Raw genomic sequence first — 23338 nt, 5'->3', positions numbered from 1 at the left:
TCCTCCTTACTTGGCGGCCATGCGCAAGGCGCCGTCGAGACGGATCACCTCACCGTTGAGCATGCTGTTTTCGATGATATGCCGAACCAGCGCGGCGTACTCGGCAGGCTTGCCCAGGCGCGGCGGGAACGGTACGCCGGCGGCCAGCGATTCGCGGACTTCCGGGGTCATGCCGGCCATCATCGGCGTTTCGAAAATACCTGGGGCGATGGTCATCACGCGGATGCCGAAGCGCGCCAGTTCGCGGGCAGCTGGCAGTGTCAGGCTGGCGATCGCACCCTTGGAAGCCGAGTACGCCGCTTGGCCGATCTGGCCGTCGAACGCTGCGACCGAAGCGGTGTTGATGATCACGCCGCGCTCGCCGTCAGCGTTTGCCTCGGACTCGGCAATTGCCGCAGCGGCCAGACGCAGCATGTTGAAGCTGCCGATCAGGTTGACGTTGATCACCTGAGCAAAACTGGCCAGCGCGTGCGGGCCATTCTTGCCAAGGATCTTCTCGCCCCGCACGATACCGGCGCAGTTGACCAGACCGTTAAGGCTACCAAACGCGGCGACGGTCGCCTGTACGGCGGCTTCGGCGGCGGCTTCGTTGCTGATGTCGGCAACCACGCTTTGCGCACCCAGACGCTGAGCCTGCGCGGCCACCGCTTCGGCATTCATGTCCACCAGCATCACTTTGGCGCCGGCACTGACCAGCAATTCAGCGGTCGCCGCACCGAGGCCGGACGCGCCGCCGGTGACGATAAAAACCTTGTTCTCGATCTGCATGACTGTAGTTCCTGATTCAAGCTGAAACGTTAAGCGCTGCGGCCTCTTGAGCCTTGGCGATTTCCTGGTTGCGCAAGATAAAGCGCTGCAATTTGCCACTCGGGGTCTTGGGCAATTCGCTGACAAATTCGATTTCACGCGGGTACGAATGCGCCGCCAGACGTTTGCGCACGTGCTGGCGCAGTTCTTCGGCCAGCTCCGGCGCGGCGCGGTATTGCGCACTCAGCACGACAAAGGCTTTGACCAGCTCGGTGCGCTCCGGGTCCGGTTTGCCGACGACCGCTGCTTCGACCACCGCCGGGTGTTCGATCAACGCGCTTTCCACATCGAACGGGCCGACGCGGTAGCCGGAGGTGGTGATCACGTCGTCACTGCGGCCGACGAAGCTGATGCTGCCGTCCGGGTTCCATTCGACGGTGTCGCCGCTCAAGTAGTAATCGCCAACGAAGGCTTTGGTTGGCGCGCCTTCATAGCCGCCGAACCAGCACATTGGCGATTGCGGACGGTCGATGGCGAGAATGCCCGGCTGACCGACGCCGAGTTCTGTGTACTGATCATCGAGCACGACGATGCGATGGCCCGGCGAGGCGAAACCGGCGGCGCCGACGTGCACGGCGTGGTCGAGGCCGTGGTGGTTGCACAGGACCATGCCCAGTTCGGTCTGGCCGTAATGGTCGTGAATGACCACGTCGAGGTTGTCGGCAAACCAGCGGATCACTTCCGGGTTGAGCGGCTCGCCGGCGCTGCTGACGATGCGCAATTTGCCTTTGATCGACTTGGCGAACTCGTCACCGCCAGCAATCAGCAAACGATAAGCCGTTGGCGAACCGGTGAGGTTGGTGATGCCGTACTTGTTGATCACCCGGCAGGTGCTTTCGAGGGTAAACGGGCCATCGTAAAAGGTAATCGGATGGCCCATCGACAACGGGCCGGTGACGCCGAAATAGATGCCGTAGGCCCAGCCCGGATCGGCAACGTTCCAGAATGCATCTTCCGGGCGCAGATCGACGGCATCGCGGGTGTAACTCTGGAACGCGACGATGGCTTTGAGCGGCACCGACAGCGCTTTCGACGGGCCGGTAGTGCCCGAGGTGAACATCAACAGAAACGGGTCTTCGCCGGTCAGCAGCACCGGTTCGCAAACGTTGGAATAGTTGGCCAGTTCGGCCCAGAAACTGAAATCACCACGGACGATGCCCTGACCTTTGGCGCCGCCGACGGTAACGAGCGTCGGACAATCGGCAACTTCGGTGAGTTTCGCCCGGTTAACCGCGTCGGTGACCACGACTTTGGCGCCGGAGCTGTTCAGGCGATGTTCGAGGGCTTTGGGGCCGAATGCAGTGAACAGTGGTTGATACACCGCGCCGATGCGCCAGGTGGCCAACACGGTGATGAGCAATTCGATGTTGCGCGGCAGCAGGCCGGCGACTTTGTCGCCCTTCTGCACGCCTTGGGCGAGGAGGAAATTGGCGAAACGCGCGGCGTTGTCCTGCAGGTCGCTGAAGGTGTACGTCGCACTGGCGCCGTCGCGGCCTTCCCAGAACAGCGCGATGCGACCCGGCAAGGCATGGCGGTCGCAACATTCGACGCAGGCGTTGAGCGCCGCAAGCGTACCGCTGAGCGCGGCATCCACAGTGTGCTGATAGTTGAACTGTTCAGTGGCAGACAAGTAATCGCGCATTGCCAGAATCCCTCTGTTTTTTATTAGGCTGGGAAGCGTAAACAACAGGGGGATAGTCGCGCTGTGGGGCGGTGGCGGCAATGGTCAAAGCCATCAATGTGGCTGACTGGTTTGGCCAAGACCGCTACCACACTGATCGTTCCCACGCTCTGCGTGGGAATGCAGCCTCGGACGCTCTGCGTCCGCTCCAGAGCTGGAACGCGGAGCGTCCCTTGAGGCATTCCCACGCGGAGCGTGGGAACGATCAAGCGGCGGAATGTGTTGGATCAGACAACCTCATTGAGGATCAGCGTGCGGTAATGGCCCGGATTCGACCCCGACCACTTGCGAAACGCCTTGTAGAACGAACTCGCATCAGCAAACCCCAACCGCGCGGCAATCTCGACAAAACTGATCGAAGGCTCCGCCAGCCAAGTAATCGCCAGTTCCTTGCGCACGCTGTCCTTGAGCCCCTGATAGGTCTGCCCTTCTTCCGCCAGTCGTCGGCGCAACGTCGAGGCTGACATGCACAACTGTTGCGCCAGTGCCTCGGTTTCCGGCCATTGTTCAGCGGGCAGCTGCCGTAGATCTTGCTTGATCCGGCTGGCGAGGCTTTCCGGATCACGGTACTTCACCAGAATATTGGCCGGGGCGTGGGCGAGAAAGCGTTTCAACTCTTCGGTAGAACGCTTGATCGGCAAATCGAGGCAATCGGCAGAGAAAATCATCCGGGTTCGCGGCCGATCAAAACGTAGGTTTTCCGAAAACATCACCCGGTAGTCATCGGTGAAATCCGGCGCTGCACAGCGCAGTTCAATCGCCAGAATCGGAATCCGCCGCCCCGCCAGCCAGCAGGCCACGCCGTGGACGATCATCCAGTAAGTGAAATAAGCGAAGGCGCGGCGCGGTTCGGGGTCCTCTTCCAGCAGGACGATTTCCGCCAGACTTTGCTGGTGCACCAGTTGCGCGGGCATGCGTTCAAGCATCAATGACAAAAAGCTCAGGCCCGTACTCAAACCCGCCGCCAATGTGGGTTGCGCCATCGCGCTGCGACAGAGGAACTCAAGACTGCCGGACTTGAGTTTGCGCGGGTCCATGCCGAAAAACTCGTCATCGCCACGGCGGGCCAATAACCGCCAGAGTTTGGCGTACTGCGAGGCCGGTACCCGGCCGTACTCGGTTTGCAGCAACGCTGGATCAATTCCGACCTTGTTCAAGACCTCTTCGATGGCTGCGCCCGGGGCACAACTTTGCAGCAGCGCTTCACGCACCAGTTGAATGGCAATGGTGTCCTTTTCCGACATTGAACGTCACTCGGGTGTACGGATTGATCTGTCGGCCATCTTAGGCAGCACTCAGTAAAAAGCCAGCGTTGTGCAAAAGTCGGCTCAACTACCGGCCTCGCTGGCCGATAGGCTGTCGTGTTGAATTGCGCAATTGAAAGGGAGCGGTAAGCGTATGAACGTCGGCGTTGATTTGGCTACGACTGGCCGCCTGGTTGCGGAACGAGGTTCGTGCCGTTGAATTGCTGGGACATTTTGGGGCTGGAAGCCGATAGCGACTTACGCAGCATAAAACGCCAATACGCCGCGTTGCTCAAAGTACATCGCCCGGACGAAGATCCGAGCGGTTTTCAGCGTCTGCGCGAAGCTTACGAGCAGGCAATGGCGTGGAGTCGCCACCTGGCGACAAGGCCTGCGCCCGATGGCCAAGAGCTTGCTGTGCACACTCAGCCGCCGGCTCCCGCGCTTGAACCGCTCCTGAAGATCGAGCGCGACCCTGCAGAACGACAGGCTGCGCAGTTGCTGGAAGGCGTTTGCGTCAATCAACTTGCAGAACGTTTTGCTCAGGCTCAAGTTTCAAACTGCGAGCGGGCGTTCGAAGATCAATTGTTGATGCTGTGCCTGTCACCGCGCGACGACAGGATGCGGCTGGCCGCCTGGGGACTGGAGCGCTTCAACTGGCTCAGTGCCTGGCAGCGCGAGGACTTGTCGCCCGCCGCGCTTGATTTGCTGCTGGGTGCTTACTGCAAACATGTCGAACAGGACTTGCGCGAGTTGCTCGATGCAGGCCAGATCGACGCCTTCATAGAGCGCTATCTGGTGCTCCAAAAGGCTGACTGGTTACAGCCGTTCGAACGCTATGACTGGTTCAATGAGACGCTGGCCTGTTTACTGGTGCAATCGCACGTCTGGTCGCCCCGCCTGTTTGAAACGCTGTGTACGCATCAGCACTGGTACACCGACGACGAGCAATCACGCTGCCCGCAAAGCTGGCCGATCCTGGTGAAACGCCGGGATGACCGGGTGATGATCGAAACCCTTGAAAACCTCGCCGAGCGGGATGACCGCACCCCCGAAAGCCGCGCGGCGCGTCTGTTACTGACACCTATGAGCGACGAGGAACGACGCGCCTTTGCCCGACGTTTTTTCGAAGCCGACTGGAATGCCTGCCTGACGCTCACCGAAACGCTCAAGCGCCTCGACCCGGCGCGAAGTCAGCAGATGCCCAACGCCGATCCGTATTTCTGGAAATCGCTCAGGCAGCCCAATCAAGACTGGCCGATGTACGCCGGGCTGTTTGGCGCGTCACTCACGGTGGTGGGCGCGCAATACTGGGTTGATCGATCAGGGTTCGGCACAAGCCTTGCTGCATTGCTGTTCTGGCTGTGCGCATTGGCAATGCCGGGCGCTGCCTTGCTCTGGGCATGGCGGCCGATGGCAGACCGGTTGTGGTCTCTGGACATGCGCTTGAGCCGGACATTGTCACGGCGCTTCAGTTTCAGACGCCCCGCTCCGCTGGTGCTTCGCCAGTTGTTGCCGTGTTGGGTAATGGGCGCGTTGACATGGGCTTGTTGTGGTGCGGCAGCCTTGGCCGGGTACACCGTGGTGATGCTCGCGGCGAGTCGTTTGAGTCGTGTCGCCCGGCTACGCACGCTGACCCTCAAGCGCCCCAAGGTTCGCCTGCCCGTGCTCGGTGCGGCAGGCTCGGTCGCCCTGATGGTCGGTGTGATTGGTACAACTGTGTTGGTTTTTCTGATTGCGCGCGCGCAATTGATGGGCGTCGATCAAGGCCTGCAACCGTTCGCCAAGCGCAGTTGCAGCGGCGCTTTCGACAGTCGCCCGGAATGCCGGGAAATCCCTGACTTGAAACAATGGTATGGACATTTGCAGGCACGGGAGACTCAGCGATGAACAAACGCGCAAAGGCCGTCGTGCTGACCATCGTGCTGACCGGGGGCTTGCTCAATATCGTGAAAGACAACCATGCGCTGCTGGCCCCTGCCCAGCGTTGGCTCGAACAACCCGACCTCACCGAGCAGGAAACGGCCAGTGCCCTGCGCCCGCTGATTGCGTGCCTGAACCAGGCCGACGGCCGCTGGCGTGATGCCTATGACCGCTACCTGAGCCGGGATCTGAACATTGACCCGCGCAAGGTCGACGCCCGCGACAGGCTCTTCTATGCCAGCGTTCATGACGCGTACGGCTGTCAGATGAATGCACTGCAAAGAAACGCTCTACAGAAATCCGCGCCCGAACTACTGCAACTGCAACAGCGCTACGAAGCCAGCCTGAAGGCGGCCAACGCTGTGGCCACAAGCTTCGACTTTTTCAGTCCCAGGGCGCTCTATTCGGTCAGCGCTGCGGACAAGGCGGATCGCGACAGTCAGTTCATTCCTTTGGCCAGAGACTTTCTCGACGCGTCAGATCAGCTGCGCCGGGCACTTGATCGTCAAGATCAGGATTTGCGGCAGGTGCAACTGCAGCAACTCAAGGCCCGGGAGCAGTTCAAATACGCGCATGTCCTCACCTACATGACGCACGCGCAAAACCTCATGCTCACGCTCGACAAGCGGGTTCGCGATCAGGCGTTTTCGCCCAATGATCTGAGCCTGGGCGCAATGGCACTGCAGGATGCCTGGGACGCGGGCACCGCGTACATGCAGGCACACCCGGCGACGAGTAACGCCGATTCGCCGGAGAACCTCTGGAACTATGTGCGAGCGCCCGGCCAACGGTATCTGGAAGCGGTCAACCGCCTGCACGATCACTGGGCGGCAAATGCTTCCGCGCAGCAGTTGAGTGAAGATTATCAGCGGGTGGGGCGCGCTTATGATCAGTTGATCGAGGTCTACAACGGCCAGGTCGCCCAACTGTATTAAGCGCATTTGAGCCATGCGCTCAGCTGTTCAGCTGACGTTCAGGTAATTGTCAATCCTTGCTGTTTGAGAATGAGTGTCATTATGTTACAAATTGACATCTTCTCTTACAACTCGGTGCCGAATGCTCGTTCCCTTCCTGATCATGCTGCGCGAAGGCATTGAAGCCGCGCTGATCGTTGGCATCATCGCCAGCTACCTCCAGCAAACCGGCCGTGGCCAATGGATGCCCGCCGTGTGGATCGGGGTTTTCCTCGCCGCCGCCCTCGCCCTGCTGGTCGGCGGTGGTCTGGAACTGGTCAGCGCTGAATTCCCGCAAAAGCAACAGGAGCTGTTCGAAGGCATCGTCGGCCTGGTGGCCGTGGGCATTCTCAGCTCCATGGTGTTCTGGATGCGCAAAGTGGCGCGTTCGATCAAGCATTCGTTGCAAGCCTCGCTGGATCACGCGCTGACTTCTTCGAAGCATCAGGTCATTGCGCTGATCGCCATGGTCTTCTTCGCCGTCGCCCGTGAAGGCCTGGAAACGGTGTTCTTCCTGCTCGCGGTGTTCCAGCAGAGCGAAGGCCCGGGCGCGCCGATCGGTGCCCTGCTCGGCCTGATTCTCGCGATCATCGTCGGTTTCCTGATCTACAGCGGCAGCATGCGCCTCAATCTTTCGGCGTTCTTCAAGTGGACCGGGCTGTTCATTCTGGTGGTCGCCGCCGGGATTCTCGCCAATTCCGTGCAAGCCCTGCATGAAGCCGGGCTGTGGAATCACCTGCAAACCGTGCTGTTCGACTTCAGCGCGACGCTGCCAATGGACGGCCCGTTGGGCTCGGTGCTGGCCGGCATGTTCGGTTATCAGGATGCGCCGACCGTCAGCACCCTCGGCGCGTATCTGATTTATCTGCTGGTGGCGCTGGTGATGTTCTTTTACCCGGCTCCGCCGCCGAAGCCATCCGCACAATCGTCTTCCGTTTCCAGCCAATAAGGGCATTCATGTCAAAGCCTAATACTCCTCAGGCCTCCCCTCCCCGCGCCTTGCGTTGGGCGGTGGCCGGTTCGGTGGTGGTGATGATCGCCGCCGGTGGTCTGTTTTATTACGCCTCGAAAATGGCTGCGGCCAAGCGTCAGCACAATCACGATGAAGTGGTGGTGAACATTCATCCGGGCAGTTGCGAGCCAAACGCGCTGACGGTACCGGCCGGTCGCGCCAGTTTCCGCATCGTCAACCGCTCCGAGCGGGCCGTGGAATGGGAAATCCTCGACGGCGTGCTCGTCGTTGAGGAGCGCGAAAACATCGCACCGGGCCTGAGCCAGGTAATCAATGCCAACCTGCAACCGGGCGATTACGCGATCACCTGCGGTTTGCTGAGCAATCCGCGCGGCACATTGCACGTGACGCCGACGGCAGCCTCTGACGCAGCGGCCAAAGCCAAACCGTCGATGGTCGCCTTCGTCGGGCCGCTGTCGGAATTCCGCGTGTACCTGGCCAGCCAGAGCAGCGCGCTGATCAAAGCCGTGACCGCGCTCAATCAAGCCATTGAAAGCGGCGACTTGAGTCAGGCGCAGGCACTGTACTTGCCGGCGCGTGCGGCGTATCAACGTCTGGCCCCTGCCGCGCAACGCTTGGCCGAGCTGGACAACAGCATCAATGCCCGCGCCGATTATTTCGAAAAACGCGAACAGGATCCGGCCTTCGTCGGTTTCCACCGTCTCGAATTCGGCCTGTTCCAACAGCGCAAACTCGACGATCTGACGCCGGTCGCCCAGCGCCTGCTCAGCGATGTCACCACGCTCAAACAACAACTGCTCGCGCAGAGCCTGCCGCCGGAGCAACTGGTCAACATCGTCGTGCGCAACCTCAACACCTTGGCCGATGTGCGTGCTGCCAGTGGGGAAGAAGAACGTTACAGCCACAGCGACCTCAACGGTTTCGCCGCCAACGCGCAAACCGCGCGCAAAGTCTTCGACCTGCTGCGGCCGATGCTGAGCAAATCAGCCGCCGACCTGCTGCCGAAAATCGACAAGGCACTGGCGGACTTCGACACAGAACTCGACACCTACAAGATCAAGGACGGCTACGCCAGCTACGACTCCGTCAGCGGCGCACAACGCAAGCAGATCGCCGACAAGGCTCAGGCCCTGGCCGACGCACTGGATGGCATCGATCCCGCCCTCGGCCTCTCCGGCCTGTAAGCAGAAGACGAATTCCCGATGAAAGATTCAGAAAGCCTCAACCTGCAACGTCGCCGTGTCCTGATGGGCATGGGCGCCGCCGGTGTCGCCCTCGCAGGTTCAGCCCTGAGCTGCCCCGCCATGGCTGCCGCGCCGGCGCAAGTGACCGAAGCGCCGAGCAGCGACAAGACCGAAGACCGCCACGATTTCCACGGCGTGCACCAGACCGGCATCGTCACCCCGCGCCCGGCCTCGGGCATGCTGGTTTCGTTCGATGTGCTGGCCAGTGATCGCGAAGACCTGGAGCGGCTGTTCCGTACCCTCAACGAGCGCATCGCGTTTCTGATGAAGGGCGGCCCGGTCGCGCAGATCGATCCGAAACTGCCACCACCGGATTCCGGCATCCTCGGCCCGAACGTCACGCCGGATAACCTGACCATCACCGTTTCGGTCGGCGAATCGCTGTTCGACGAGCGCTTCGGTCTGGCCGACGCCAAGCCAAAACGGCTGATCCGTATGGTCGGTTTCCCCAATGATGCGCTGGAAGCCGATTGCTGCCACGGCGACCTGAGTTTGCAGTTCTGCTCGAACACCGCGGACACCAACATTCACGCCCTGCGCGACATCGTCAAAAACCTGCCCGACTTGCTGTTGGTGCGCTGGAAACAGGAAGGCAGCGTGCCGCCGCAAGCCCCGGCGAAACCGGGGGTGCCGGCGCAGTCGGCGCGTAACTTCCTTGGTTTCCGCGACGGCTCGGCCAACCCTGACTCCAACGATGGCAAAGCCATGGATCGCCTGGTCTGGGTGCAGCCGGGCAGCGACGAGCCCGCCTGGGCCGCGCACGGCAGTTATCAGGCGGTGCGGATCATCCGCAACTTCGTCGAGCGCTGGGACCGCACGCCGTTGCAGGAGCAGGAAAGCATCCTTGGCCGGGTCAAAACCACCGGTGCACCGATGGGTGGCCAGCATGAAAGCGAAGTCCCGGATTACAGCAAAGACCCGGCGGGCAAGCTGACCAAACTCGACGCGCACATTCGTCTGGCCAACCCGCGCACGGCCGCGACCCAGGCCAACCTGATCCTGCGCCGGCCGTTCAACTATTCCAACGGTGTGAACAAGAACGGTCAGCTCGACATGGGCCTGCTGTTCATCTGTTACCAGGCCGATCTGGAAAAAGGCTTTATCACCGTGCAGACCCGCCTCAACGGCGAACCGCTGGAGGAATACCTCAAACCGGTCGGCGGTGGTTACTTCTTCACCCTGCCGGGTGTCACGGGCGACAAGGACTTCATCGGTCGCTCGCTGCTCAACGCCACACAACCGAAAACCGCTGCATAAAACAATCTCAACACTGGAGCCGCCCCCATGAAAAAGACGCCACTCGCGTTATTGCTGACCCTTGGTTTGCTCAACACCCCGCTGTCGGCGTTTGCCGCGACAGCACCGCTGGATCTGGTGGGGCCGGTGTCGGACTACAAGATTTACGTCACCGAACAACTCGATGAACTGGGCAGCCACACGCAGCAATTCACCGATGCCGTGAAAAAAGGCGACCTGGCCACCGCGCAAAAGCTCTATGCACCGACCCGCGTCTACTACGAGTCGATCGAGCCGATTGCCGAGCTGTTCAGTGACCTCGATGCGTCCATCGACTCGCGCGTTGATGACCACGAAAAAGGCGTGAAAGCTGATGACTTCACTGGCTTCCACCGTATCGAGTACTCGCTGTTCTCGGAAAAAAGCACTCAGGGTCTGAACGAACTGGCGGACAAGCTCAACAGCGACGTCAAAGACCTGCAAACCCGTGTCGCCGGCCTGACCTTCCCGCCTGAGAAAGTCGTCGGCGGTGCCGCTGCGCTGCTGGAAGAAGTCGCCGCCACCAAGATCTCCGGCGAAGAAGATCGCTACAGCCATACCGACCTGTATGACTTCCAGGGCAACATCGACGGCGCGAAGAAAATCGTTGATCTGTTCCGTCCGCAGATCGAGCAGCAGGACAAGGCTTTTGTCGCGAAGGTCGACAAGAACTTTGCCACGGTCGATAAGATTCTGGCCAAGTACAAGACCAGGGACGGTGGGTTTGAGACTTACGACAAGGTGAAGGATAACGACCGTAAAGCGCTGGTCGGGCCGGTGAATACACTGGCGGAAGACCTGTCCACGTTGCGTGGCAAGCTGGGTCTGAACTAAGTTTTTTTAGCGTCTAAGCGGGCCCCTTCGCGAGCAAGCTCGCTCCCACATTTGGAATGTGTTCCCCTGTGGGAGCGAGCTTGCTCGCGAAGGCTTTATCAGCAGCGCTACATAATTTTGATTTTAGAGAATCCGGTAGAGCAACCGCTCAATCCGCACCCGACTCACGCGCTTGAGAAACTTGGCCACCGCGCCCGGGTACTCCGGCAACGTCTCCAGATTCTGGAAATTCTCGATCCGCGTGGTATGGCGGAAAATCTCTTCCAGTTCCTTCGCCCGCGGTTCCAGCCACTCGCCTTTCGGGTCATCGATCAACAACGCGTTTTCCAGATCCAGGCGAAACGCCCGTGGATTCAGGTTATTGCCCGTCAGCAATGTATAACGCTGATCGATCCACATGCCCTTGAGGTGATAGGTATTGTCACCATCACGCCACAAGTGCAAGTTCAATTGGCCGCTGTCGATATTGCGCTGATGCCGTTTGGCAAAGCGGCGCAGGCTGATCTCGTACAGATACGGCAGCGCGGCGATGACCTTGAACGGCTCGCTCGGCGGGATGTAGAAGTCGTTGGCGGTTTTGTCGCCGACCACGATGTCGATCTTCACGCCACGCGCCAATGCGCGGTTGATCTCGCGGATCACGCCCAGCGGCAAGTTGAAGTACGGCGTGCAAATGGTCAGCTGTTTTTGCGCGCTGGCAATCAGCTCGAGAATCGCCCGGTTCAGCGGGTTGTTCTTGCCGACGCCGAGCAACGGTGTCACCGACAGACCGTCTCTGGCGGTGCTGCCAGTGGCCGTGTCGTACGTTGCATATTTGAGGCGGCTGCGCAGGTCGCCGATGTCGTTGCGCAAGCTGCGCGTGGTCGGCAGGTTTGGCAAATCGAGACGGTGCACGGCTTTCGATTCGATCAGACCATGCTTGACCAAGTGATGCATCGAATCGGCCAGTTCGTGGCTGTGCAGGACGTGATAACGGTCGAAACGGTACTTGTCGAACTTGTGCAGGTAGACGTTGTTCAGGCTCGCACCGCTGTAGACCACACAGTCGTCGATCACGAAGCCTTTCAGATGCAGCACACCAAACAACTCGCGAGTCTGCACCGGTACGCCGTACACAGGCACTTCACTCTGGTGCGTGCGGGTCATTTCCTGATACCACGCCGAATTGCCCGGCTGCTTGCCGGCGCCGATCAGCCCGCGCTGGGCGCGCAACCAATCGACCACCACGGCGATTTCCAGCTCGGGACGCTTGAGCTTGGCGGCGTGGAGCGCATCGAGGATTTCCTGACCGGCTTCGTCTTGCTGCAGATACAGCGCGACGATGTAGATGCGCTGGGTCGCAGCAGCGATTTTCTCGAGCAGGCAACGACGAAACTCGGCGGCGCCGGACAGAATGGTCACGGCCTCGGCGGTCAGCGGAAAGCTGCGCAGTTTGGGCAGCAAGGAACGTTTGAAAAGCAACGGCATAGGGCTCGCAATGGGTCGAATCCGAAGAACCCGAGAGCTTACACCATCGCATCCTTCGGGTCTGCCCGCCGAAGACTCGTTCCCACGCTCTGCGTGGGAATGCCTCAACGGACGCTCTGCGTTCGGCTCTTTGGGAACGCAGAGCGTTCCGGGCTGCATTCCCACGCGGAGCATGGGAACGATCAAAAAAAATCCCGCTTGACCAAGGAGAACAATCGTTCTACTGTTCGCCACATGAACGAAATCACTCGCAACGACACACGCGACATCATCCTGGATGTCACCGAAAAGTTGATCTACAAAAGTGGCATCGCTGCCACCAGCATGGATCTACTGGTGAAAACCGCCGGCGTCTCCAGAAAAAGCATTTACCGTTACTTTGCCGACAAGGACGCACTGACCGTCGCCGCTCTGCAACGCCGTGACGTGCGCTGGATGCACTGGTACAGAAGCGCGGTCGATCAGGCCGCAACCCCGGCCGATCGCCTGCTCAACCTGTTTACCGTGCTCAAGAGCTGGTTCGCCTCCGAAGGCTTTCGCGGCTGCGCATTCATCAACACCAGCGGCGAAACCGGCGATCCGCAGGACCCGGTGCGGCAACTGGCCAAAGAACACAAACAGAAGCTGCTCGACTACGTGTGCGAGCTGTGTACCGAACATGGCGCCGAAGATCCGCAGCTGCTGGCCAAACAGTTGCTGATCCTGATTGACGGTGCCATTACCGTAGCGCTTGTGATGGGTGATCACAGTGCCGCCGATAATGCGCAATGCATGGCGCGGAAGTTATTGGACCTGTAACGCCTTAATAAGCCGGACTTGTTGTTCAATTATTAATTAGATCGGGAGACTGAACATGTCTACTGCAGCCCAGGTACGTCCGCCATTGCCGCCGTTCAACCGTGAATCGGCCATCGAAAAAGTTCGTCTGGCCGAGGATGGCTGGAACTCCCGCGACCCGGAACGGGTATCGCTGGCTTACACCCTCGACACTAAATGGCGCAACCGCGCCGAATTCGCCAACAACCGCGAAGAAGCCAAGGCGTTTCTGACCCGTAAATGGGCGAAGGAACTGGATTACCGTTTGATCAAGGAACTGTGGGCCTACTCCGACACCCGCATCGCCGTGCGTTACGCCTATGAATGGCACGATGATTCGGGCAACTGGTTCCGCTCCTACGGCAACGAAAACTGGGAGTTCGACGAGCAGGGCCTGATGTTCCAGCGCTACGCCTGCATCAACGACATGCCGATCAAGGAAAGCGAACGCAAGTTCCACTGGCCGCTGGGCCGTCGCCCGGATGATCATCCAGGCCTGTCTGACCTCGGTCTCTAAGCCAACACAGATCCAATTGTAGGCCTTCGCCTGCTCGCGATAGCGGTGTGTCAGTCAACATATAAGTTGAATGTTCAGACGCCATCGCGAGCAGGCTCACTCCTACAGGGGATTTGCGGGTGTCAGGCGACGGCGGCGGTCTTCTCGGCCTCCAGTTCACGAACCAACGGTAATACGCGCCGCCCGAAATATTCCACCTCCTCCTGAAAGTGCAGAACCCCCGCCAGCACCAGATCCACACCCACCGCTTTCAGCGCCACAATCCGTTCGGCAATCTGCAGCGGCGTGCCAATCAGATTGGTCTTGAAACCATCGTTGTACTGCACCAGATCCTCAAACGTCGATTTTGCCCAGTTGCCCTCTCCTTCCGGCGATGCCCGGCCCGCCTGCTTCGCTGCATCGCCGAAGGCGTTCACGGCTTCCGGGTCAGCCTGATCGATGATCTGCGCAAGCACGGCCCGCGCCTCTTCTTCGGTATCACGGGCGATGACAAACGCGTTGACGCCAACTTTCACCGAATGACTATTTGCCGCTGCTTTGGCACGAATATCGTCGACCTGCGCCTTGATCCCCTCAACGCTGTTGCCATTGGTGAAACACCAGTCCGACACCCGCGCCGCCATGTCCCGTGCCGCACGGGAACTGCCGCCCTGAAAGATTTCCGGACGGCCCAAGGGTTTTGGTTTCAGGCTGTAATTGTCGAAACGGTAGAAGTCGCCACGAAAGGTGAAGTTGTCCTGACTCCACACGCCGCGCAGTGAACGAATGAACTCTTCGGAACGGCGATAACGCTCGTCGTGCTCCAGCCAATACTCACCGATGGCCTGGAATTCGCCCTTGAACCAACCACTGACGATGTTCACCGCGATGCGACCGTTGGTGAGTTGGTCGATCGTCGCCAGTTGCTTGGCCGCCAGCGCCGGCTGCCACGGGCCAGGCAGAATCGCTGCGATGACCTTGAGTTTGGTGGTTGCAGCCAACAAAGCATGACTGAACGCAACCGACTCATGCTGGAACTCGGCGCCGTAACCAGCAGTAAAGCGGATCTGCGTCAGTGCATATTCGAACCCGGCGGCTTCGGCGATCTGTGCCAGTTTGCGGTTGTAGTCGATGCCCCAATCGGTGCGCTGTTCGATCTTGCTGACCACCAGCCCACCGCTGACGTTCGGCACCCAGTAGGCAAATTTTACGGCTTGCTGACTCATTGGCGTGTCCTCGGGACATTTGCGGAGATGTGGGTGATAGAGCAGCAAGCGTGCCAGGGTTGGAATGCCCGGTTTTGTTGGGCTTTTCGATTGTGCAGATGTTTTGCACAAGGAGATTTGTTGTCTGGGTGTCGGGTGGGCAACAGTGGGTGATGGGGTGGCCGGACTGGCGTCATCGCGAGCAGGCTCACTCCTACATTTGGAATGCGTTCCCCTGTAGGAGTGAGCCTGCTCGCGATTGGGCTTTACGGGTCGCCGCAACACTTGGAAATGAGTAACATGACCGCCCTCCCCGCAGCCAAATCTGCGCCCTGCCGAATAAGCCGATTCCATGCCTTTCGAACTCAGCGTTGACCTCACCACCCTGGCCATTCTGGCCTTTGTCGCTTTCATTGCCGGCTTCATCGACGCCATCGCCGGCGGTGGCGGTCTGTTGACCACGCCTGCCCTGCTGACGGCTGGCCTGCCGCCGCATCTGGTGCTCGGCACCAACAAATTGAGTTCGACCTTCGGTTCGGCCACCGCCAGTTTCACCTTCTACAAACGCAAATTGTTTCACCCGCGCCAATGGACACACGCCATCGTCGGCACACTGGTCGGCGCACTGACCGGCGCCGTCGTCGCTCATTACCTGCCGGCCGAATGGCTGAACAAGATGCTCCCGGTGATCGTCTTCGCCTGCGGTCTTTACCTGTTGTTCGGCGGCACGCCAAAAGCACCGCTGGACAGCGATGCGCCGATCAAAAAGAAATGGCAATCGACCCAAGGCTTCAGCCTCGGTTTCTACGACGGCGTGGCGGGTCCGGGCACAGGCGCGTTCTGGACAGTCAGCAGTCTGCTGCTTTACCCGATTGACCTGGTCAAGGCCAGCGGCGTGGCGCGCAGCATGAACTTCGTCAGCAACATTGCGGCGCTGTCGGTGTTCGTGTTTTCCGGGCAGGTGGACTGGATCATCGGCCTGAGCATGGGTCTGTCGGTGATGGTCGGCGCGTTCTTTGGCGCGCGCACCGCGATCAGCGGCGGCGCCAAGTTCATTCGCCCGGTGTTCATCACCGTGGTCCTGGGTTTGACCGTGCGCCTAGCCTGGCAGCACTGGTTCAGCGTGGCCTAAGCGCCGCGCCACGTAGACGTCGATCAGGTAACGGGCAATCGACTTGGACGCCGGCAACGGCGGCAGGTCGTGCACGTTGAACCACTGGGCGTCTTCGATCTCGTCTTCCTGACAGACAATTTCGCCACCGGCGTATTCGGCATGGAAGCCGAGCATCATCGAATGCGGGAACGGCCAGCACTGGCTGCCCATGTACTGAATGTTCTTCACCTCGATCTGCACTTCTTCACGCACTTCCCGAATCAGGCAATCCTCGGCCGACTCGCCAGGTTCGGCGAACCCGGCCAGCGTGCTGTAGACCCCGGTGACGAAACGCGGTGAACGCGCCAACAGAATCTCGTCGCCCCGGGTGATCAGCACAATCATGCTCGGCGAAATACGCGGATAACTGCGCAAGTCGCACGGCTGGCAATACATCGCCCGTTCGCGCGGGACCTGCGTCATGGCTTGCCCGCAATTACCGCAGAAGCGATGCTCGCGGGCCCACGTACCAATCTGCGCGGCGTAACCAAGGACTTTGTAGATTGTGTGATCGCCATCGAGCATGAACGCCCGCAGACCTTTCCAGTTACAACCCGACACTTCGCTGGCACTGCGCAGCTCCAGCAAGTACACCGGCTCGCCATCGAGATGGCCAATACCGTGCTCGGCGAGGATCGACAGGTCCTGACGCTTGAGCCATTCCCGAGGGAACAACGCGCCGTTGTCATCGAACAGAAAGCCTTCCGGGCTGCGCGCCACGGCCCAGCCGCCGGGTTGATCGGTGTCCAGTACTGCAGTGGTCCAGCGAGATGTCATGGTTTCTCAGTCCAGGAATTCGGGTTTCTGTTTGCTCATATGGGCGGCCATGGCCACGCGCAAGTCGGTGGATTGCAACATGGCGGCGTTCCAGGTGGCAACGTATTCGAGGCCATCGTCGATGCGATGGTCACGCATGTAGCTGATCATTTCCTTGGTGCCGGTGACCGCGATCGGCGATTTCGAGGCGATTTCACGGGCGATGTCGATCACGCCTTCGAGCAGCGCGTCTTTGTCGCCGTACACCCGATTGACCAGGCCGATGCTGCGCGCCTCGTCAGCGCCAAAAGTGCGACCGGTGTACGCCAGTTCACGCAGCATGCCGTCACCGATGATCCGTGGCAACCGTTGCAAAGTGCCAACATCGGCGGCCATGCCGATATCGATTTCCTTGATCGAGAATTGCGCGTCTTCGGCGGCATAACGCATGTCGCAGGCCGCAATCAGATCGATGGCGCCACCCAGGCAGTATCCCTGAATCGCTGCGAGCACCGGTTTGCGGCAGTTGTCGACGGCGTTGAACGAGGCTTGCAGGGTGAGGATCTTGCGCCGCAGCAAGCGCGCATTGCGGCCGACGTCCTTGCCCAGTTCATTGGCGACGCCGGCTAGCATCATCAAATCGATGCCAGAAGAAAAGTGTTTACCGTTACCACTGAGCACCACCACGCGCACTTCGTCGGTGTCATCGATCCACTGAAAGATCTCGACGATCTCGCTCCAGAACGCCGCGTTCATCGAGTTGATTTTTTCCGGGCGATTGATCTGCACATGGGCGATGTTGTCGGCCAGTTCGACGCTGAAAGCGGAGTATTGAGGCATGGCAGTGATCCTTTACCGGGCTGAAAATGAGGCCCGAACTATAACAAGGCATCACGGTGGCGGTTCGGCCAAATGCGGGACTGTCCTGAGTTTTACTTCGCCTGTGCCGACCTCTTCGCGAGCAAGCTCGCTCCCACAGGGGAATGCATTTCGAAATGTGGGAGCGAGCTTGCTCGCGAAGGCGTCCGATCAATCACTACAAATCATCTGGCCAAACGCCGCAGCCCAAACAACATCCCCCCCGCCCCCAGCAACATCACCGCCAGAAACAGCGGATAAGAAACCCACCACGGCGTCCCCGCCGTCATCATGCTGAACTCCGACATCCCGCCAATGCTCGCAATCAGGTTCAACGGCAGAAACACCACGTTGATCAACGTCAGCTTGCGCAGCAGGTTGTTCATGCTGTTGTTCATCAGGTTGCCGCGCGCATCGATCAACCCGGAAAACACCGTGGAGTAGATTTCCGCCTGCTTGTAGCACTGGTTGTTTTCGATGATCAGGTCGTCGATCAAACTGAGCGCTTCGCTGCCGAAATGCTGCTTCTCGGCATGATTGCGCAGGCGCGTCAGGACTGCGCCGTTGCTGTGCAGCGCGTTGATGTAATAGATCAGGCTTTCGCTGAGGTTGAACATCTGCACCAGATGCTGGTTCTGCATCGAGGCGTTGAATTTCTGCTGCAGTTCGCGGGCGACCAGTTTGATCACCTTCAAATGGCCGAGGTAGTGATGGATGTTGTTGAACAGCAGGTCGAGCAACACATCCAGCGGCGTATTCAACGGCTGGCGGGTGCCGAGGCCGTGCAGCGGCGTGTCGTCGGTGGCGATCACCAGTAGTTGTCCCGGCGCGAACAGCAATCCGCAGGACGACACCTCAAACGCCAGACTGCCACCGCCGGAATAGTTTTCCGGACGCTTCCAGATCAGGAACAAATGGTCGGGGTGAAACTCGATGCGTGACACCTCGTCCGGGTCCAGCGCTGACGCCAGTGCATGCTCATCAACCTTGAAATGACTGTGCAGCAAGTCGCGTTCGGCGGCGTCGGGGTTGCTGAACAGCATAACCTCGGCGTCCAGTCGCTCGACCCGCTGCAAGGCGCCGTGGCTCAGTGCGAAGCTATTGATCATCGGCGCTTCACCAGGCCTGGCCGCGACGTTTGAGTTCCAGGCGTCGCACGAACTCCTCCAGCACCAGTGAATACAGATCGTCGTGCAAATAGGCGTCTTCGATACCGGCGTCGAGGTTGGGGTTGTCGTTGACTTCGATCACCACAACCTTGTCGCCCGCCTGTTTCAGATCGACGCCGTAGAGGCCATCGCCGATCAGGTTGGCGGTCTTCACCGCCAGTTCCACTACAGCGCGTGGCGCCTCGTGGATCGCCATCGTCCGGCACTCGCCGTTGACGTCCTGGCCTTTGGCCTTGTGGTTGTAGATCTGCCAGTGGCCCTTGGACATGAAGTATTGGCAGGCGAAAATCGGTTTGCGGTTGAGCACGCCGATGCGCCAGTCGTACTCGGTGTAGAAAAACTCCTGAGCCAGCAGCAACACCGAGTGTTCGAACAATTCGGCGGTCGCTTCGAGCAAGGCCTGCTGGCTTTCGACCTTGATCACGCCACGGGAAAAGCAGCCGTCGGGGATTTTCAATACCAGTGGAAAACCCAGGCGCTCACCGACGCGTTCGAAGTCTTCGGGTCGCTCCTTGTAGAGGATTTCGGTGGCGGGCATGCCCAGTTGATGGCTGTTGAGCAAGTCCGTCAGGTAAACCTTGTTGGTGCAGCGCAGAATCGACGTCGGGTCATCCATCACCACCAGGCCTTCGCTTTCGGCCTTCTTGGCGAAACGATAGGTGTGATTATCGACGCTGGTGGTTTCGCGGATCAGCAAGCCGTCGTACTCGGCCAGGCGTGCGTAATCCTTGCGTTCAATCAGTTCGACGTCAATGCCCATGCCTTTGCCAACCCGGACGAAATTCGCCAGTGCCTTGGCGTTGGACGGCGGCAAAGCTTCTTGTGGATCGTACAGTATCGCCAAGTCGTAGCGCGCCACTTGCGGCGAGCGCGGTACTCGCCAGACTTTACGACTGAAACCGTCCAGCGCATTGGCAAACTGATCTTCCTGATCATCGCGCAACTTGTGCAAGGCGCCGGACTTTATCCCTTCGATGTGCCAGCCATTAGTTCGGCGAAACTCAACTAACAGAATCGGACAGGGAAACACTTCAAACAACTGCCGGGCCAGGTCCTGTAATGGCTCGATATGTGTTCGACCGAAATACAGGGTCAAAGTAAAACCTTCGGTATCACTGTAGAGATGATGGCTGAGGGCTTTTTCCAGAGTTTTATCGAGATCGTCCAGTGCCAGACCGTAAAGAGATTTCTTCGTCAGTTCGCTGATGGTGCGTACCGACGGAATCACCTTGTGGCCCCGTGCCTCGGCGAGTAGCGAGCAGTAATAGCCGTGGCCCAGGTACTTGTAGCTGCGGCACAGATTGATCACCTGCACGCGCTTGCCCGGCTCGCTGTCACAGCTGTGCTCGAGGTATTCCTGCGCTGTCAGGATGTCTTCACTAGGGAAGTATGAAGCCCAGTCTTCCTTGCGTTCGACAATAATCAAAACCTGACTGGATGTTTTAATCGCTGATTTTAAAAAAGTTGCCGCCGGCAAACTTTGCTCGGATACTTCGCGCCAATGACCCTGTACCGCTGACATAGAGATTGATCCGTTGGAGAACAAGACCTTTTCTATTAAGCACGAAGTTTTTCGAAAGTCTCGTTTCGTTACGCAACTTTTACGGTGGTCATATGAAGGCTGTTTTTCGTTTGGCGGTAGTTGAAGACTTGCCGGCACTGCTGGCACTGGAAATGCAATGTTTCACCACGGACCGGCTCACCAGTCGCAGTTTTCAATGGATGATTACCCGAGCTCACGGGCAGTTGCTGGTGGCCGAATGCGACGGTCAACTGCTGGGTTACGCGTTGGTGTTGTTTCATCGCGGCACTTCACTCGCGCGACTGTATTCCATCGCGATCGCCGTCGAAGCGCGCGGCACAGGCCTGGGCAAGGCATTGCTGCAGCGCATTGAAGCGATGGCCCTGGAGCATGACTGCGCGTACCTGCGCCTGGAGGTGCGTCTCGACAACCCTGCGGCGATCGCGCTGTACGAGCGCAATGGCTACCGGCGTTTTGCGCTGATTCACGATTACTACGAAGACCACGCCGATGCGCTGCGGCTAGAGAAACGCATTCTCCAGCACCGTGATTCGCGCAGCATCAAGGTGCCTTACTACCCGCAAACCACCGACTTCACTTGTGGCCCGGCGTGTCTGCTGATGGCCATGGGCGCGCTGCAAGCGGAACGGTCGTTGGAGCGTCGAGAGGAACTGCAGGTCTGGCGGGAGGCGACCACGGTGTTCATGACCTCCGGCCATGGCGGTTGCAGCCCGCAAGGATTGGCATTGGCGGCGTGGCGTCGGGGGTTTCGCGTGCGTATGGCGCTGAGCATGAGCGGGCCGTTATTCCTCGACGGTGTGCGTGATGCGCATAAAAAAGACGTCATGCGCCTGGTCCACGAAGAGTTCACGGCGCAATTGCAGGAAACCGATGTCGAGTGTGTGATCGGTGCGTTGCTGGATCTGCCGCGACTGCTGGATGCCGGTGGGCAGCCGTTGGTGTTGATCAGCAGCTATCGACTGACGCGCTCCAAATCGCCGCACTGGGTGGTCGTGACCGATTGTGACGAAGACTTCGTTTACCTGCATGACCCAGATGTTGACCACAGCCAGCATCGACAATCCATGGATTGCCAGCATGTGCCGGTGAGTCACGGGGAGTTCGAGAAAATGTGTCGGTTTGGCCGGGGTAAATTGCGTGCGGCGGTGGTGCTGTATTCCCGCGAAACGTAAGCCTCCACATGCAGGAGCTGCCGCAGGCTGCGATCTTTTGATCTTGATCTTAAAAACAAGATCAAAAGATCGCAGCCTCATTGCACTCGACAGCTCCTACAGGGGGACTCTTCTTTAAAGTTCGGGCTTCAGGCCGATTTTGTACAAAGAGCCCTTCTCTTCATCCGTCAGCACGTACAGGTAACCATCCGGACCTTGCCGCACATCGCGAATGCGCTGCTTGAGTTCACCCAGCAAACGCTCCTCATGCACGACCTTGTCGCCATCGAACTGCAAGCGAATCAGTTCCTGAGTCACCAGCGCGCCGATAAACGCATTGTGTTGCCACGGCTTGAAACGATCGGCATCGTAAAACGCCATACCGGTAACGCCCGGCGACTTCTCCCACACGTGGTGCGGTGCGACAGTGCCTTCGGCCGTTTTGCCCTGGGCTTCCGGGATCGGCTGCATCGAGTAATTGATGCCGTGGGTCGCCAGCGGCCAGCCGTAGTTCTTGCCGCGCTCGATGATGTTCACCTCATCGCCACCGCGCGGGCCGTGCTCGTTCTCCCACACTGTGCCGGTCCAGGGATTGAGCGCCGCCCCCTGCGGATTGCGTACGCCGTAGGCCCAGATCTCGGGGCGTACGCCGGACTGACCAACAAACGGGTTGTCATCCGGCACCTTGCCGTCCGGGTAGATGCGCACGACCTTGCCTTGCAACTTGTCGAGATCCTGCGCCGTCGGCCGGTCGTTGTTCTCACCCAGGGTGATGAACAGATAGCCGTCGCGATCGAACACCAGTCGTGAGCCGAAGTGATTGCCGACCGAAAGCTTCGGTTCCTGGCGGAAGATCACTTTGAAATCCTTCAGGGTCTTCAAGTCATCCGAAAGCCGCCCACGCCCGACGGCGGTGCCCGCCTTGTCGCCGGCCCCACCCCCTTCGGCATAGGACAGATAGACCAGACGATCCTGTTTGAAGTCCGGCGACAGCACGACATCCAGCAACCCGCCCTGCCCCTTGGCCCAGACCTGCGGTACACCGGAGATCGGCGCCGACAGCTTGCCGTCGGCCGCGACCACGCGCAGATTGCCCGGACGTTCGGTGACCAGCATGCCTTGTCGATCCGGCAGAAATGCCAGTGCCCATGGATGTTCAAGGCCTGCGGTGATGGTCGTGACTTCGAGGGTGCCCTGTTCGCTTTGCAGCTCTTTGGGGGCAGCGGCAAACGCCGGCGCGCTGAGCAGCGCACTGGCGCAGAAAGTGGCTAGAAGGGTTTTACGCAACATGCACGATTCCTTTTGTTCGCTTGAATGGCCGACAGAACCTCGGTCCTGCCGCTCAACGGTTGCTGTCTCCGCTGCGCGAAGGTGGGTTGGGAATGAACCTGGGCGGGGTACTCGGCACCGACTGAATTGGCTGGCCGTTGCCGATGCCGCGGTTTTCGACCGTAGGCTGACGCGGCGCCGGCACTGTGTTCGGGCCACGAATGTTCGGAGTGGCGGGCTGGGTGCCCTGCATGCTGTTGGGGTTGGCCCGGCGGATCGGGCTGTTGTAAGGGTTATTGCTATTGCCGGTCGGGCTTTGCGCCAACAGGACGTCGGCATGAACCAACCCGCCACTGAGGGCCAAAGCGACGATGCCAAGCAGAATTCGGTTCATGACGCTGCCTCTCGATGGGCCAAGGATAGAGCCTTCGAGTCCACGCTACGCTCAGGGTTCGGATTTGTTAACCCGCAAGCCTTAAACAACATGTAACACGGCTTGACCGAGTCCCTGGAAACCCGCG

Annotated in this window: 21 protein-coding genes; 10 read left to right on the top strand and 11 right to left on the bottom strand. The window is 59.5% G+C overall.

Translation table 11 applies throughout. From position 1 onward, the window contains the following. Positions 1 to 6 precede the first annotated feature (6 nt). The 3 genes from ACWR1S_RS12500 to ACWR1S_RS12490 form a co-directional block, all read right to left on the bottom strand. The gene (locus tag ACWR1S_RS12500) at positions 7 to 768 is read right to left on the bottom strand and encodes an SDR family NAD(P)-dependent oxidoreductase (RefSeq protein ID WP_454563695.1); all 762 of its coding nucleotides are present in this window, start codon (positions 766 to 768) and stop codon (positions 7 to 9) included. A gap of 16 nt (positions 769 to 784) precedes the next feature. Next, on the bottom strand, positions 785 to 2449 hold the full coding sequence (locus ACWR1S_RS12495; protein WP_454563694.1) for an AMP-binding protein: 1665 nt from the start codon (positions 2447 to 2449) through the stop codon (positions 785 to 787). A gap of 266 nt (positions 2450 to 2715) precedes the next feature. Continuing rightward, on the bottom strand, positions 2716 to 3732 hold the full coding sequence (locus tag ACWR1S_RS12490; RefSeq protein WP_454563693.1) for an AraC family transcriptional regulator: 1017 nt from the start codon (positions 3730 to 3732) through the stop codon (positions 2716 to 2718). A 210-nt stretch (positions 3733 to 3942) separates the two neighbouring features. Between ACWR1S_RS12490 and ACWR1S_RS12485 the strand changes: the two genes are divergently transcribed. From ACWR1S_RS12485 to efeO (ACWR1S_RS12460), 6 genes are all read left to right on the top strand, one after another. Beyond that, positions 3943 to 5622, top strand: coding sequence for a hypothetical protein (locus ACWR1S_RS12485; protein ID WP_454563692.1), 1680 nt, complete (start codon positions 3943 to 3945; stop codon positions 5620 to 5622). Next, a complete protein-coding gene (locus ACWR1S_RS12480) occupies positions 5619 to 6590 on the top strand; it encodes a DUF3829 domain-containing protein (RefSeq protein WP_454563691.1) in 972 nt (323 codons plus the stop codon). Before ACWR1S_RS12485 ends, ACWR1S_RS12480 begins: the two co-directional genes overlap by 4 nt. Positions 6591 to 6711: 121 nt before the next feature. After that, positions 6712 to 7557, top strand: coding sequence for an iron uptake transporter permease EfeU (gene efeU, locus ACWR1S_RS12475; protein ID WP_454563690.1), 846 nt, complete (start codon positions 6712 to 6714; stop codon positions 7555 to 7557). 8 nt (positions 7558 to 7565) lie between these two features. Further along, positions 7566 to 8765: an iron uptake system protein EfeO gene (efeO, locus tag ACWR1S_RS12470; protein ID WP_454563689.1), complete on the top strand. Its 1200-nt coding sequence runs from the start codon at positions 7566 to 7568 to the stop codon at positions 8763 to 8765. An 18-nt stretch (positions 8766 to 8783) separates the two neighbouring features. Next, positions 8784 to 10082: an iron uptake transporter deferrochelatase/peroxidase subunit gene (efeB, locus tag ACWR1S_RS12465; RefSeq protein WP_454563688.1), complete on the top strand. Its 1299-nt coding sequence runs from the start codon at positions 8784 to 8786 to the stop codon at positions 10080 to 10082. Positions 10083 to 10109: 27 nt separating this feature from the next. Then, positions 10110 to 10934, top strand: coding sequence for an iron uptake system protein EfeO (gene efeO / locus ACWR1S_RS12460; RefSeq protein ID WP_454563687.1), 825 nt, complete (start codon positions 10110 to 10112; stop codon positions 10932 to 10934). 123 nt (positions 10935 to 11057) lie between these two features. Here efeO (ACWR1S_RS12460) and pssA read toward each other — a convergent pair whose 3' ends face one another. Beyond that, complete coding sequence (gene pssA / locus ACWR1S_RS12455; protein ID WP_454563686.1) at positions 11058 to 12401, bottom strand: CDP-diacylglycerol--serine O-phosphatidyltransferase; 1344 nt, start codon at positions 12399 to 12401, stop codon at positions 11058 to 11060. Between the two features lie 234 nt (positions 12402 to 12635). Between pssA and ACWR1S_RS12450 the strand changes: the two genes are divergently transcribed. Both ACWR1S_RS12450 and ACWR1S_RS12445 read left to right on the top strand, forming a co-directional pair. Next, positions 12636 to 13199, top strand: a complete 564-nt coding sequence (locus ACWR1S_RS12450; protein ID WP_454563685.1) for a TetR/AcrR family transcriptional regulator — start codon at positions 12636 to 12638, stop codon at positions 13197 to 13199. A gap of 55 nt (positions 13200 to 13254) precedes the next feature. Further along, entirely contained in the window at positions 13255 to 13734 is a 480-nt protein-coding gene (locus ACWR1S_RS12445) for a nuclear transport factor 2 family protein (RefSeq protein WP_034153955.1), read from the top strand. 122 nt (positions 13735 to 13856) lie between these two features. Here the strand turns inward: ACWR1S_RS12445 and sfnG are convergent, their stop codons facing one another. Continuing rightward, positions 13857 to 14939, bottom strand: a complete 1083-nt coding sequence (gene sfnG / locus ACWR1S_RS12440) for a dimethylsulfone monooxygenase SfnG (protein WP_454563684.1) — start codon at positions 14937 to 14939, stop codon at positions 13857 to 13859. Positions 14940 to 15270: 331 nt separating this feature from the next. Here sfnG and ACWR1S_RS12435 point away from each other — a divergent pair, with 331 nt between their 5' ends. Further along, entirely contained in the window at positions 15271 to 16050 is a 780-nt protein-coding gene (locus tag ACWR1S_RS12435; RefSeq protein ID WP_141125628.1) for a TSUP family transporter, read from the top strand. Here ACWR1S_RS12435 and nudC read toward each other — a convergent pair. From nudC to ACWR1S_RS12415, 4 genes are all read right to left on the bottom strand, one after another. Then, positions 16018 to 16848, bottom strand: coding sequence for an NAD(+) diphosphatase (gene nudC / locus ACWR1S_RS12430; RefSeq protein WP_095118807.1), 831 nt, complete (start codon positions 16846 to 16848; stop codon positions 16018 to 16020). The genes ACWR1S_RS12435 and nudC overlap by 33 nt on opposite strands. A gap of 6 nt (positions 16849 to 16854) precedes the next feature. Beyond that, positions 16855 to 17667: a crotonase/enoyl-CoA hydratase family protein gene (locus ACWR1S_RS12425; RefSeq protein WP_454563683.1), complete on the bottom strand. Its 813-nt coding sequence runs from the start codon at positions 17665 to 17667 to the stop codon at positions 16855 to 16857. A 203-nt stretch (positions 17668 to 17870) separates the two neighbouring features. Next, positions 17871 to 18794, bottom strand: coding sequence for a magnesium transporter CorA family protein (locus ACWR1S_RS12420; protein ID WP_454563682.1), 924 nt, complete (start codon positions 18792 to 18794; stop codon positions 17871 to 17873). A 7-nt stretch (positions 18795 to 18801) separates the two neighbouring features. After that, positions 18802 to 20376, bottom strand: a complete 1575-nt coding sequence (locus tag ACWR1S_RS12415) for a RimK family protein (protein WP_454563681.1) — start codon at positions 20374 to 20376, stop codon at positions 18802 to 18804. A gap of 92 nt (positions 20377 to 20468) precedes the next feature. Here ACWR1S_RS12415 and ACWR1S_RS12410 point away from each other — a divergent pair, with 92 nt between their 5' ends. Then, the gene (locus ACWR1S_RS12410) at positions 20469 to 21569 is read left to right on the top strand and encodes a peptidase C39 family protein (RefSeq protein ID WP_454563680.1); all 1101 of its coding nucleotides are present in this window, start codon (positions 20469 to 20471) and stop codon (positions 21567 to 21569) included. Positions 21570 to 21683: 114 nt separating this feature from the next. On the opposite strand, the gene ACWR1S_RS12405 is transcribed toward ACWR1S_RS12410, so the two are convergent. Together ACWR1S_RS12405 and ACWR1S_RS12400 are read right to left on the bottom strand one after the other, a co-directional pair. Beyond that, positions 21684 to 22838 (bottom strand): PQQ-dependent sugar dehydrogenase, encoded by a 1155-nt coding sequence (locus tag ACWR1S_RS12405; RefSeq protein ID WP_454563679.1) that lies wholly within the window; start codon positions 22836 to 22838, stop codon positions 21684 to 21686. 52 nt (positions 22839 to 22890) lie between these two features. Then, positions 22891 to 23211 (bottom strand): hypothetical protein, encoded by a 321-nt coding sequence (locus ACWR1S_RS12400; protein WP_454563678.1) that lies wholly within the window; start codon positions 23209 to 23211, stop codon positions 22891 to 22893. Positions 23212 to 23338: the final 127 nt, after the last annotated feature.

The sequence above is a fragment of the Pseudomonas sp. AIG genome (assembly GCF_977020205.1).
Note: the sequence above shows the minus strand (reverse complement) of the source record. Positions and strands in the feature narration are given on the sequence as shown.